This is a genomic window from Hymenobacter norwichensis DSM 15439, assembly GCF_000420705.1.
GTDB lineage: Bacteria > Bacteroidota > Bacteroidia > Cytophagales > Hymenobacteraceae > Hymenobacter > Hymenobacter norwichensis.
The window spans coordinates 402,852-414,765 of sequence record NZ_ATVL01000011.1 but is presented as its reverse complement, the minus strand read 5'-3'; the positions used below and the strand labels follow the sequence as shown (position 1 = coordinate 414,765).

Genomic DNA, 11,914 nt, shown 5'->3' with positions numbered 1-11,914 from the left:
ACAAATCAGGTTCCAGACAAGCAATAATTAGTTACGCCCACGGCCACGGCCGCCACCACCGTCGCCACCGCCACCAGCCGGCGACGAGCTACGCGACGGAGCTTCATACGAACGGGATGGCGCTTCGTAGCTACGGGTAGGAGCCTCGTAGGTCCGCTGTGGCGCTTGGTAAGTCCGCTGCGGTGACTCAGCCGCCTGCTGCGGAGCTTGATACACGCGCTGCCGACGAGTAGGCTGTTCAGCTTCCTGACTTTGTCCGTTACTAGGGCTAGTGCTCAGTTCACTGAAGCGGCTACGGCGCGGCTGCGAGTATTGGGGAGTGGCAGCATCATTGGTACCAGCACCAGTTACTTCGCTCATGCGCCGACGGCTGCGGCCTTCGTATACATTAGCTGGCTGGGTAGTAGTGCCACCACTATTGATCTGGTCGATCAATCGACTGTCGTTGCGGCCCCGCGTTACTCGACCGTTTTGTATCTGGTCATTGGTAATAACATCTGGAGTAACACCAGCAGCAGTGCCTGCATCAATGGTGCGCGAACGGCCACGGCCGTTTGGCTGCGTGGTACCATTGCCTACTAACCCATCCGTATTAGCGCGGCCACCAGTTGGATCGGCTACACCGCCAGTGGCCCGACTCCGAGAGCCTGTAGCATTACCAGTGCCTGGGCTAGTGCGTCCAGCAGTGCCAGCTTCGGCACTACGGCTGGTGCGCGGACCATAGCGCACATTAGGTGAGGTACCAATAACGCCGCCCCCATAGTTGCCACCACCGTAGTAATTATTGCTGTAGTAGTTGTTGTAGCCACCGAAGCCACCGTACCCATAGCCGCCGTAACCACCATAGCCGTAGCTATCATACAATCCGCCATAGCCGTATCCACGGCCGTAGCGCCACGGGTTGTAGCCCCAGCCCCAAGGGCTACCAAAGCCGATGTTGATGTTTACGAAGCTACCACCATAGCCGTACCCAGGTCCCCAGAATGGGTCGTAGAAACCACTGCCATAATATGGGGAGCCACCGCCGTACCAGAAGGAGTCGGCGTACACAAAATCGTTGTAGCCGTAGCCAAAGCCGCGGTAATAGGGCTGATGAAACCGCCGAATACGGGATGAATAAGCATAGTCTTCGTCGTAATATTCCGTCGACTCGGTAACGTTGGAGGAACGCTGGCCCTCCGCCGCGTAGTCAGGATTGGAAATATCACCGTCGGCCTGCAACTCCTCGGCGGGAGCAGTACCGCCCACTGATGCCGAGGCATTCTGGGTGGTGCGGTCTTTAGAAGAATAATATACGCCGTCATTCTCCGTAGTAGAGAGGGCGCTAGTACCCGCGCAACCACCCAACGTAAGCAGGGCCAAGGCTGGTAACAAGTGTGAGAGGGAATTTTTCATGGCTGCTTGCGTAAAAGTAGGCTGGCGAGTGAAAGAGCTAACGAGCTGCTAAATGGTTGTTTGGAAACCCAAATATTTTACAAAGGCAAGCTCCGGTTTATTTAATAACGTAATTTGGCAGCGAAACGGTGCCGGTTTGTCTATGACAAATTCTAGGCCAAACTGGAACTTTTTCACTTGACCAAAGATACCCTAAAACATGAGCAAAGGTTTGCCCAAACGGAGTGAAGATTATTCACTGTGGTACAATGAGTTAGTGAAGCGCGCGGGACTTGCCGAAAATTCGGCCGTGCGGGGCTGTATGGTCATCAAACCATACGGCTACGCCATCTGGGAAAAGATGCAGCGCACCCTTGATGATATGTTCAAGCGCACGGGCCATCAGAACGCTTACTTCCCACTTTTTGTGCCCAAAAGCCTATTTGAGGCCGAAGAAAAAAACGCGGAAGGTTTCGCCAAGGAATGTGCCGTGGTAACCCACTACCGCCTCCAGACCGACCCCGACAATCCGGGCAAGCTGCGCGTTGATCCCAACGCCAAACTGGAGGAAGAATTAGTGGTGCGCCCTACTTCGGAGGCCATCATCTGGAGCACCTATAAAAACTGGATTCAGAGCTACCGCGACCTACCACTGCTCATCAACCAGTGGGCCAACGTGGTGCGCTGGGAAATGCGTACCCGCCTATTTTTGCGTACCGCCGAGTTTTTGTGGCAGGAAGGCCACACGGCCCACGCCACCGCCGAGGAAGCCGTAGCCGAAACCCGTCAAATGCTGGAGGTGTACGCGCAGTTTGCCGAGGAGTGGATGGCGCTGCCTGTAGTGAAAGGCGTGAAAACCGAAAACGAGCGGTTTGCCGGTGCCGAAGACACCTACTGCATCGAAGGCTTGATGCAGGATGGCAAAGCATTGCAGGCTGGCACCTCGCACTTCTTGGGCCAGAACTTTGCTAAGGCGTTTGATGTGCAGTTTGCCAACAAAGAAGGCGGGCTAGAATACGTATGGGGCACTAGCTGGGGCGTGAGCACGCGCCTGATGGGTGCTCTGGTAATGGCCCACTCCGACGACGAAGGCCTGGTCCTGCCGCCCAAGTTGGCTCCCATTCAGGTGGTGATTGTGCCCATCTACAAAACCGGCCAGCTGGATGAGCTGCTGGCACGCATCCGCCCAATGCAAATGGGGTTGATCGACCGCGGCATTTCCGTGAAGATTGACGACCGGGACACCGAGCGCCCCGGCTTCAAGTTTGCTGAGTGGGAATTGAAAGGCGTACCCGTCCGCCTGGCTGTGGGTATGCGCGACCTAGACGCTGGCACCGTGGAAGTAGCCCGCCGCGACACCAAAGAAAAGATGAATCTACCCTTGGCCGACATCGTGAACAGCGTAGCCGCGCTGCTCGACGACATCCAAGCCAATATCTACGGCCGGGCCCTCAAGTTCCGCGAGACCCACACCCACCGCGTTGATACCTACGAGGAGTTCCAACAGGCGCTAGAAGGCGAAGGTGGCTTCGTGGTAGCCCACTGGGACGGCACCTCTGAAACTGAGGAACGCATCAAAGAAGAAACCAAAGCCACCATCCGCTGCATGGCCCTAGCCGAGCCCGACGAAGATGGCACCTGCATCCTGACCGGTAAGCCTTCTAAGCGCCGGGTACATTTTGCGCGCGCCTATTAGCCTTCGTTTTTCGCAGCTAATTAAAGCTAACCTAGTATCGACAGAGCCCCGCTTTTTTGGTCGGGGCTCTTTTTTTAGGCTTACTGAGCTGCGGCAATAGCCGTAGTCAATTCTTCGTCTGATAAGGAATCAAGCCAGTCTTTGCTGAGTTCGAGCCGCACGGTTTGGGCGCCGCCGCTAGGAGTGCACACTACCGGCACGGCCCCGGAGTCGGTTTCGCTACGCTTTATAGCTTCGTCGGTGGCGGCGCTTTCGGTGGCAGCATAGGCTTGCACGCAGGTCCAGGTAGTTTTGTGCTTATCGGTTACTTCGCGTTGTTTCATCATGAGTTTCTGTACGCAAAATCGATGTGTAAGTCGGCTGGCGGCCTGCAAACCGGACCGTCACCAACAAGCCCATCCTCTTCCCCGCAACCAGCGCCGGGCAGGTGGCGCGCTACATTTGGTCAGGGCTTGAGGCTAAGCTCTGAATCAACCTGATTTTGCGTCAAACCACCGTTAGTTCTGTCGTGGCCACCACCCGCCGGGCCTGCTGAACGTGGCGACGGGTGTGGGCCACCACAAACAGGAGTGCCTCCCCGACACGCAACCGAAGCAGACGAAAGAATTCAACAGGCACGGCTTTATGATTCAGGTCTTTGCCTGCAGCCTGCGCCAACAAAGCAAGCATTTCTTGCTGGCGTTGCTGAAACTCCGCCAGCACCCCGCGCCCCAAACTGCTTTGCACAGGATTCATGCGCGCCAGCGTTTTATGGGCTTTAGGATTTTCAGGACGCATCATGTCGTATGATTTGCGCCCCAGCCAAGTGAAGCGTAATTCCTGATTCGTGCTTGGCACGGCCTGCCCGAGGGCAGTAGCCAATATCGGGTGATAGTAGCGGGCATAGCGGTTGAGATGCTCCAGGCACTCCAGTACACTCCACTGTTCGAGGGTGGGCTTGTAGCGCAGCGCGTGGTCGGGCAATGGGGTGAACTCATGCTCAAGCGTTGCAATAATTTCCTGAATTTGCTGTTGAAGCTGCTGGAGCAGGGCGGCAGTATGCATAGCGTATCACGTAAGGTAAAGAACCACGGCAAAGGTGCGGCCCTACCTCTCCCCAAACCTTGATTGCAATCAAGATTACCACTGCCGTCTTCCTATCGTAAGCGGCTAAGCGTTTCAGGCGCCATGCGCAGATACGAGGCAATGTACTTGCGCGGTACCAGCTGAAACAGATGCGGACTACGCGCCCGCAACCGGTCGAGCCGCCGCTGTGGCTCCGGAAGAAACAAATCAATTTCCCGCTCGATGCGGCCTACCAACGCCTGCTCCACCTGCTGCCGCCAGAAACGCGCCAGATTGGGGCGCTGCTCCAGCATGGCCAGCAGTTCAGTGCGCGCTATACCCAGCAAATGGCTGCGCCGCAAGGCCTGAATGGCATAATCGGATGGCTGGCCGTTGATGAACGACGGGAACGAGCACAGCAATGTACCCGCGTAGCCAAAGCCCACATAGATTTCCTCGTCGGCAACAGGCAGAAAAATGCGCAGTACCCCCTCGGTTACCAGATACAGTTGGTGCTCAGTCTCCCCTGGCCGAATCAGAAAGTCGTGGCGTGACACGGCTACCGGGCGCCGCCAGTTGGCGCTACACGCATCAATGTCCGCTGCCGTCAGATACGGAACCGGCTCCAGCAAGCGGCGCAATAAGTTGGGAGAGGAAGGCATAACTCGGTGGCGTGTGCTCGACTTCAGTAAAGTACGCAGCCCTTTGCTGCATCCCGACTCGCTTTCTGCGTATCTTTTCACAACCAACCCATCCTTCTGCTATGGATTCCCTCACCATTGCCCTACTGCTGTTGTTTGGCCTGCTGTTTCTGGTGGCCGAAGTGATTTTCATTCCTGGCACTACCATAGTCGGGTTGGTGGGCTTTGCGTTGCTGGCGGCCGGCGTGTGGTTTGGCTACCGCGACCTGGGCTCCAACACCGGCCATGTCTTGCTGGTATCCTCGCTGGCGGCCATTGGCTTGCTGGTGTACATTGGCCTCAGGCCCAAAAATCTGGCCCGCGTGGCCCTCAACGACGTGCATAATTCTCACGTGCGCGATGCCCGCTTACCCGACGTACAACCTGGGGCCACCGGTCGCACGTTGTCGGCGTTACGGCCAGCTGGTACGGTGCTATTCGAGGAAAACCGCCGTGAAGTAACCACTCGCGGAGAGTTTGTGCCAGCTGGCACCGAAGTGCGGGTGCTCCGTATCGAGCAGAACCGCATTGTGGTGGAAAGTATAGCGTAAGCTGCTGCGCTGTATTGATATTCTGGTTACGTCGCTGCTTATGCTACCTTGCATCGTATGAACAACTTCCCACTCTTTCCGCTGCTAGTTGGGGCCATCGTGTTGCTGGTCTTCCTCTACTTCTTTCCCATCAGCCTCTGGATTACGGCGCTGTTTTCAGGAGTAAAGGTGAGTTTGTTCCAATTGGCGTTTATGCGAGTGCGCAAGGTACCGCCTTCTCTCATCGTCAACTCCATGATTACCAGCACCAAAGCTGGCTTGGAATTAACCGCCAACGACCTAGAAACACACTACTTGGCCGGAGGCAATATTCCCAGCGTTATCAAGGCACTGATTTCGGCCGATAAAGCCAACATTCCGCTCACCTTCAAGCAGGCCACGGCCATCGACCTGGCCGGCCGTGACGTATTTGAGGCCGTCACGACCAGCGTAAACCCTAAGGTAATCAATACACCCAACGTGGCGGCGGTGGCGCAGGATGGCATTCAGCTTATTGCGAAGGCCCGTATTACAGTGCGCGCCAACATCACGCAGCTAGTAGGTGGCGCCGGCGAAGAAACCATTCTGGCCCGTGTTGGTGAAGGCATTGTTACCAGTATTGGCTCGTCAAAGTCGCACAAAGAGGTACTCGAAAACCCCGACAAAATTTCCAAGCTCGTACTCAGTAAGGGCCTCGACGCGGGCACAGCCTTCGAAATTCTCTCCATCGATATTGCCGACATTGACATAGGAGAGAACATCGGGGCAAAGCTGCAAATCGACCAAGCCACCGCCGACCTGAAAGTTGCTGAAGCCAAGGCTGAGGAACGCCGGGCTATGGCCGTGGCCGTAGAGCAAGAGAACCGCGCCAAAACCCAGGAAGCCAAAGCCCGCGTAGTAGAAGCCGAAGCCGAAATTCCGAAAGCCATGGCCGAAGCTTTCCGCTCCGGTAACCTCGGCATCATGGACTACTACAAAATGCGCAACATCCAGTCCGACACCGACATGCGCGACTCCATTGCCAATCCTGGCAGCCAAAGTAGCAGCAGCAAACCCGGCCGCGACGAAACGAGGTTGAGTTAAGACGTTGATTGTTATTCGTTGGTAGTTGATTGACTTGCCGTTACGTAAATAGCACATACCCAAAAACAAAGCCCGATTCGTAATGAATCGGGCTTTGTTTTTCTGTTCGATAAAGCTAGGCTTGCAGTCATCAATAAACTGCCAACAATCAACTCGGTTCAACCTACTTCTTGGTAATTCGGAACTCTACGCGGCGGTTGAGCTTGCGGGTTTCCTCTTGGTCGTTGCTGGCAATGGGCTTAGTGTCGCCGAAGCCTTCGGTGGTGATGCGCGTGCTGCTAATGCCTTTCGACACGATATACTTTTTCACCTCATTCACTCGATCCTGGCTGAGCTTGAGGTTCAGGGCGGGGTCACCTTGGTTATCGGTGTGGCCTTCAATCTTGATTTCCACCGTCTTATATTCCTTCAACGTCCGAATCAGGCGCTGTAGCTCAGGGTAAGAGTTTTCGCGCAGATAGTACTTACTCTGCGAGAAGAAGATGTTGTTCAGCTTGATGGTCTGGCCTACCGCAAACGGCACCAGGTACAGGTCCTGCTTCACCTCGGAGTATTTTTCCTTATCCGTCACGTCGAGGTTGTCGGACTCGGCCAAGTACTCGGGGGCTTCGGCACGGTAGCCATAATGCACGCCGGAGGGCAGCACAATAGTATAGGAACCATCAACGGGGTTTGTTTCGGCCACACCTATTTCCTCACCGGTCAGCAGATTCTCGTATTTGATAACCGCGTTAACCGGCTTTTTGGTGGCAGCATCGAGCACCTGACCGCGCACCAGCGTTACCACTTCGGGCTTGAACTGCGGCGTGAGACTGATGCGGAAAATGTCCTTGGAATTGGCCGTGCCGTTGCGTGTGGAAACCAGATACGCATCTTCGCCCGCCGCCGACACTACGTAGTAAGCATCAAAATCAGGAGAGTTGACGTTGGGGCCGAGGTTGCGGGGCTTGGTCCAGTTTTTCCAGGTATCATCGAGGCGCTTGGAATAGAACACGTCACTTTTGCCGTAGCCGCCGTGGCCTTCCGATGCGAAGTACAGGGTCTTGCCGTCGGCGGCCAGAAAGGGCGCAAACTCCGGCTTCTTGGTGTTGATATTAGCCCCCAAATTGATGGGACGGCCCCAGCTTTTCCCATCTTCCTTCAGCAAGCTCACATACAAATCTTGCTGGCCCAAACCATCTTTGCGGTCCACGGCCATTAGCAGCACCTTGCCCGACGTACCTAGGAAATAATCCACATTGTCGGGGTCGTCGTTGTAGAAATCGTCGATTTCTATTTTCGTCGGTTTGCTCCACCCATTTCTTGTACGGCGCGACAAGCTCAAGCCCTTGGGGTCAAGTGAGCCATCTTCCTTGTACAAGTTGATAAGTACTGCCGAATTGCCATCCGATGACACCGACGCCAAGCCGTTGGGGCCGGGCGTGTTGATGGGTGAACCAATATTCTTAGCGGGATTCCAAGCTTTGGTGCTGGCATTGGCCAAGGTGCTGTACCACACATCCTGCACATCGTTGGAGCCGCCTACGTTCTGGGGGCTTTCTTGCCGGGCAAAGAATAGCGTACGGCCATCAGGCGAAATAACCGGGTGCGTATCAACGTACTTGGAGTTGACATTTGGGCCCAAGTTCACCATGGCCGAGTCGAACTTCACGCCATCGGTTTCGCTTTTGAACTCCTTTTTCACCATGGTTTCGGCCACGTCGGCAATGCCAATAGCATCAATCTGGTTGACGCCGTTAACTGCCTTGGTATTCAAACTCACCACAACCCCAATGGTGCGGTAAGTACCCGCCGCAAACGTCACCTGCAACGAGCGGAATTGCTCGGGAATTGGGCCGGGATTATCGTTCTGGTACACTTGGTGCTTTTCGCCACGAGTATCTACCAGTTCTATCTTCGATACCGAACCCGGATTGAAGTTTTCCACCACTGTCACTTGCTTGGCAATAAGTGACTTGGCGAACCGCACTTCTATAAACTCGTTGTTTCCCTCTTTACGCGGAATCCAGGCATCATTGCTGACCTGCCCCAGCGGACGGGCATTGGGCTCACCCAGTACTTTCTCAGGCGAAAACGCCTCCTTGCCCTCGGCTTTTTGCGACGATACTGCTACCAGTTTAGCGGCCCAAATAGCATGCTGTGCCTGCACACGCACAGATAATCCTCCTATCAGCCCTACCAACAGCAATAACTTCTTATTTCTCATAAGCTGATTGGCATACAACGGCCCGGATACGCGCCCGGGCAGAGACAGACGAAATCTAAAGTAACAAAGACGTTGAGCCACCCCACATAGTTTCGCTTACCGACTCAACCAGGAGCAAAGGTAATACTAAGGGCTAGCCGCACACCTAAATTTTGATTAATGTCTGAAAGTACTCGGTGGCTGCAAGCATCAGACCGCTGAACTAACTTGCTTGTTTACACCAAACAGCCACTTTTTAGCGCTTCTGCGGTTATACAGGTAGTGGCGCTCAATAATTGTATCTTATGAAGGCACACTTAACAAAGCGCCTGCTCAACCCTAAGTACAATGCAGGCAAATCTACCTTTGGAGAAGCTGAAATACAGCTTTTTCACCACCCATATAGCTAGGCGAGAGCCCCTCTGCTAGCGCTGTTACTTAAAGCAGAGCCGCCATCTTTTAGGGGGTAGGCAGGTGTCGGTTGAAATGATTCTGCATGATAGAATCCACTTTCTCCCGGGTTAGGGGCTTATTCAAGAAGCCAGCAATATGAAGCGTTTCTAGGCGGCTTACATCCTGCGGGTGCAAGGAGGTCGTGAGCACCACAATAATAATGGCCTGCTTGTTCGGCAGCGGGAGTTGGTCGTAGGCTTCCAGAAACTCAAAGCCGTTCATGACGGGCATTTTCACGTCCAACAAAATCAGCATGGGGCAATCCAAGCTGGCTTCATGGCAATGCTCATTCAACAGCTTCAATGCCTCTTGCCCATTCAGCGCCACCAACAGTTTATTGGTTACAGCCAACCGCTTCATCAGCAGTTGGTTGAGATAGTTGGTAGTCTGGTCGTCGTCGACCAATAAGGTGCAGGTTAGCTTCTGCATGCAGTATACTGGGAACAAGGGTGAGGAAGGCTAGGCCGGTGGGCACGCGGGCAGCCAGACTTTCAGAGATTCACCTTCCAAGATAAACGGAGAAAGTGGAACCAACATCAACCTGGCTAGCCACCTCAATGCTTCCCCCAGCGTTTTCCACTATCTTTTTTACAATGTAGAGTCCCATGCCACTGCCTTCTACATGGTCGTGCAGGCGCTCAAACATGCCAAACAGCTTTGGGCTATTGGTTAACGAAATGCCTAAACCGTTGTCTTGCACCGTTAGCAGAGCATAGTTGCCAGCTGGCCGGCACCGGATGCGGATAAGTAGGGCACGATGTGGGGAACGGTACTTTATGGCGTTGCTGAGCAGGTTGTAGATAATGCTGCGCAGGTTTTTCGCGGCAAACGAAACCATCGGAAACTCTCGCACATCCACTGAAATCCGCGCTTGGGCTTCCTGGATCTGGGGCAATAAATCCAGCCGAATTTCCTCAATAAGGTGAGCTAGATCAACGGAAGCCATGGGCAAATCAGCCTCTTTTTGCAGCTTTGTGATAGTAGTCAAGTGCTCAATAGTGCGCTTGAACCGGTCTACCGAATCTTGCATCATGTTCATGATAGGCTGCACTTCAGCACCACCATCGGGCAGTTCAGTCAGCAGGGCCTGCAATAACCCTTCGATATTGGTGATGGGAGCCCGTAGGTCGTGCGACGCGGTATAGATAAAATTATCCAGGTCCACGTTCACGCGCGTCAACTGGGTGTTTTTCAGTTGAAGCTGCTGCTGGGCCATGTCAATGCGCTCCAGGTCCATCTTGTGCTCATGAATGTCGGTGCAGGTGCCAATCCATTGAATAAGCTCGCCTCGGTCGTTGCGCGAAGGAAATGCCCGGCTTAGCATCCAGCGGTATTGCCCGGCCCGGTCGCGGAGCCGGAACTCGGCTTCAAATACGTTGCCGGTGCGCAGGCAATTTGCCCAGCGTTGACTAGCCGATTCAGCATCATTCGGATGTTGATAATCCTCCCAACGGTATTCCCACAGCAGTTGGTCGGCTTGGCCGGTGTAATCGAACCAGCGGCGGTTGAAGTAGGTGGTATGGCCGGTGGGGTTGGCAGTCCAAGCAATTTGCGGAATACCTTCCAGCATCCGGTTAGCTTCGGCAGCAGCTTGTTCCACCACCAGGCGGGCCGACTCTTGGAACCGGATTTCCTCGTTTTTGCGGTCAATTACCGCGTTCTGCTCGGCTACTAGCGCCTGAATGTTCCTGATTTCGCGTTGGGCCGACAAATCGGTGGCAATAACGGCTACCACGGGCATCTCGTTGAAATTCAACACCTTCAGTGACAACGCCAAGGGCCGAAGCGCGCCGCCACTGCCTTGCAGTGCCACTTCGCCCTTGCCGTATCCGCCCCAGCTCTGTGCCAGCAATGCCGTCCAGTATGCTTGAAACCCTTTGGGTATGAAGCTGGCAAACGATTGGCCGATTACTTCCTCAAGCCCCCGCCGTAGCCACCCCGCCAGGCAGGCGTTGCAGTATAGAATTGTACCATCCTGGTTGAGCAGAATGGCCCCTTCATTCATTTGCTCAACTAGGGTACGGTAGCTTTCATCGGCGCCTTGCAGCGTGAAGATGCGGGGCCCGTCGGGACTTTGAATGGCCAGCGCATCTACGGCCCCAGTCCGTACTGCGTAAATCAGGTCTTCCGCCTCTTGCAGCCGATGACGCAGTTCCTCGTTTTCACGAGCCAGATCCGACGAGGTAGAAGCAGAGGACGGCATGAGTGATAATTAATGCGGCGGAGAATCCGCTAGCCCTAGCGCCGCAAGTACCCGCGGCCGGTCCGATAAGTCGCCCACCAGCCGCCGGATCAGGCCAGGGCGTTTTTTGATGAGCGTGGGAATACCAATAAGCTGCTCGCCCTGGGCTAGCTCAGGCTGCTGATAGATGTCGATAATCAGCAGCTCGTGCCGGTCTTTCAGGTACAACTCACAGATTTCTTTTATGTTGCGTACCGCCTTGGTGGAGTTGGGAGTAGCGCCCGAAATGAACAGATGCAACAGGTACTCTTTCTCGCCTTGGGGCAGTTTTTCGTCAACCTCCATGTTAGCGAGTGGTAGTAGAGCCGGCAGGCCGAATGTCAAGTCCCACCAGTACGCGCTCCTCGTTGGAAAGGTCGCCGATTATCTTGCGGATGGGCACTGGCACCTTGCGCACCAGCGTGGGAATAGCCAGAATCTGGTCACCTTCAGCCAGTTGTGGGTTCACTAGCAAGTCAATAACTTCCAGCCGATACCGCCCCAACAAATGCTGCTCACAATACTTGCGCAGGTTAGCCAAGGCCGCCACCGACTTGGCCGTCTGGCCAGCCACGTACAAGCGCAACTCCCAGTAGTCCTCCTTGAAATCCTCGGTAGCAGCAACAGGTTGATTTTCCATAAGAGGCA

Annotated in this window: 12 protein-coding genes; 3 read left to right on the top strand and 9 right to left on the bottom strand. The window is 54.7% G+C overall.

What is annotated here, in order from left to right:
* Positions 1-27: 27 nt before the first annotated feature.
* The gene (locus G536_RS0122470; RefSeq protein WP_022825858.1) at positions 28-1,395 is read right to left on the bottom strand and encodes a hypothetical protein; all 1,368 of its coding nucleotides are present in this window, start codon (positions 1,393-1,395) and stop codon (positions 28-30) included.
* A gap of 199 nt (positions 1,396-1,594) precedes the next feature.
* Here G536_RS0122470 and proS point away from each other — a divergent pair, with 199 nt between their 5' ends.
* Complete coding sequence (gene proS / locus G536_RS0122465) at positions 1,595-3,070, top strand: proline--tRNA ligase (RefSeq protein WP_022825857.1); 1,476 nt, start codon at positions 1,595-1,597, stop codon at positions 3,068-3,070.
* Between the two features lie 80 nt (positions 3,071-3,150).
* Here proS and G536_RS0122460 read toward each other — a convergent pair whose 3' ends face one another.
* The 3 genes from G536_RS0122460 to G536_RS0122450 form a co-directional block, all read right to left on the bottom strand.
* Positions 3,151-3,396: a hypothetical protein gene (locus G536_RS0122460; protein WP_022825856.1), complete on the bottom strand. Its 246-nt coding sequence runs from the start codon at positions 3,394-3,396 to the stop codon at positions 3,151-3,153.
* A 160-nt stretch (positions 3,397-3,556) separates the two neighbouring features.
* A complete protein-coding gene (locus G536_RS0122455) occupies positions 3,557-4,114 on the bottom strand; it encodes a DinB family protein (protein ID WP_022825855.1) in 558 nt (185 codons plus the stop codon).
* A gap of 92 nt (positions 4,115-4,206) precedes the next feature.
* Positions 4,207-4,776, bottom strand: a complete 570-nt coding sequence (locus G536_RS0122450) for a Crp/Fnr family transcriptional regulator (protein ID WP_022825854.1) — start codon at positions 4,774-4,776, stop codon at positions 4,207-4,209.
* A 101-nt stretch (positions 4,777-4,877) separates the two neighbouring features.
* Between G536_RS0122450 and G536_RS0122445 the strand changes: the two genes are divergently transcribed.
* Positions 4,878-5,345, top strand: a complete 468-nt coding sequence (locus tag G536_RS0122445; RefSeq protein ID WP_022825853.1) for an NfeD family protein — start codon at positions 4,878-4,880, stop codon at positions 5,343-5,345.
* Between the two features lie 57 nt (positions 5,346-5,402).
* Complete coding sequence (gene floA, locus G536_RS0122440; protein ID WP_022825852.1) at positions 5,403-6,407, top strand: flotillin-like protein FloA; 1,005 nt, start codon at positions 5,403-5,405, stop codon at positions 6,405-6,407.
* 163 nt (positions 6,408-6,570) lie between these two features.
* Here the strand turns inward: floA and G536_RS0122435 are convergent, their stop codons facing one another.
* The 5 genes from G536_RS0122435 to G536_RS0122415 all read right to left on the bottom strand — a co-directional run bounded on the left by G536_RS0122435 (position 6,571) and on the right by G536_RS0122415 (position 11,906).
* Positions 6,571-8,613: an OmpA family protein gene (locus tag G536_RS0122435; protein WP_026880493.1), complete on the bottom strand. Its 2,043-nt coding sequence runs from the start codon at positions 8,611-8,613 to the stop codon at positions 6,571-6,573.
* A 438-nt stretch (positions 8,614-9,051) separates the two neighbouring features.
* Positions 9,052-9,474 carry a response regulator gene (locus tag G536_RS0122430; RefSeq protein ID WP_022825850.1) on the bottom strand — a complete coding sequence of 141 codons (423 nt, stop codon included), beginning with the start codon at positions 9,472-9,474 and terminating at the stop codon, positions 9,052-9,054.
* A 70-nt stretch (positions 9,475-9,544) separates the two neighbouring features.
* Positions 9,545-11,248, bottom strand: a complete 1,704-nt coding sequence (locus G536_RS31095; protein WP_022825849.1) for an ATP-binding protein — start codon at positions 11,246-11,248, stop codon at positions 9,545-9,547.
* 9 nt (positions 11,249-11,257) lie between these two features.
* Positions 11,258-11,572, bottom strand: coding sequence for a circadian clock KaiB family protein (locus G536_RS0122420; RefSeq protein ID WP_022825848.1), 315 nt, complete (start codon positions 11,570-11,572; stop codon positions 11,258-11,260).
* A 1-nt stretch (position 11,573) separates the two neighbouring features.
* A complete protein-coding gene (locus G536_RS0122415) occupies positions 11,574-11,906 on the bottom strand; it encodes a circadian clock KaiB family protein (RefSeq protein WP_022825847.1) in 333 nt (110 codons plus the stop codon).
* Positions 11,907-11,914 lie beyond the last annotated feature (8 nt).

Excerpts from the sequence above, each read along its gene's own strand:
- G536_RS0122430 (WP_022825850.1), bottom strand. The coding sequence starts at position 9,474 with ATGCAGAAGCTAACCTGCACCTTATTGGTCGACGACGACCAGACTACC.
- G536_RS0122460 (WP_022825856.1), bottom strand. The coding sequence starts at position 3,396 with ATGATGAAACAACGCGAAGTAACCGATAAGCACAAAACTACCTGGACC.
- G536_RS0122470 (WP_022825858.1), bottom strand. The coding sequence starts at position 1,395 with ATGAAAAATTCCCTCTCACACTTGTTACCAGCCTTGGCCCTGCTTACG.
- G536_RS0122455 (WP_022825855.1), bottom strand. The coding sequence starts at position 4,114 with ATGCATACTGCCGCCCTGCTCCAGCAGCTTCAACAGCAAATTCAGGAA.
- proS (WP_022825857.1), top strand. The coding sequence starts at position 1,595 with ATGAGCAAAGGTTTGCCCAAACGGAGTGAAGATTATTCACTGTGGTAC.
- G536_RS0122445 (WP_022825853.1), top strand. The coding sequence starts at position 4,878 with ATGGATTCCCTCACCATTGCCCTACTGCTGTTGTTTGGCCTGCTGTTT.
- G536_RS0122415 (WP_022825847.1), bottom strand. The coding sequence starts at position 11,906 with ATGGAAAATCAACCTGTTGCTGCTACCGAGGATTTCAAGGAGGACTAC.
- G536_RS31095 (WP_022825849.1), bottom strand. The coding sequence starts at position 11,248 with ATGCCGTCCTCTGCTTCTACCTCGTCGGATCTGGCTCGTGAAAACGAG.
- G536_RS0122450 (WP_022825854.1), bottom strand. The coding sequence starts at position 4,776 with ATGCCTTCCTCTCCCAACTTATTGCGCCGCTTGCTGGAGCCGGTTCCG.
- G536_RS0122435 (WP_026880493.1), bottom strand. The coding sequence starts at position 8,613 with ATGAGAAATAAGAAGTTATTGCTGTTGGTAGGGCTGATAGGAGGATTA.
- G536_RS0122420 (WP_022825848.1), bottom strand. The coding sequence starts at position 11,572 with ATGGAGGTTGACGAAAAACTGCCCCAAGGCGAGAAAGAGTACCTGTTG.
- floA (WP_022825852.1), top strand. The coding sequence starts at position 5,403 with ATGAACAACTTCCCACTCTTTCCGCTGCTAGTTGGGGCCATCGTGTTG.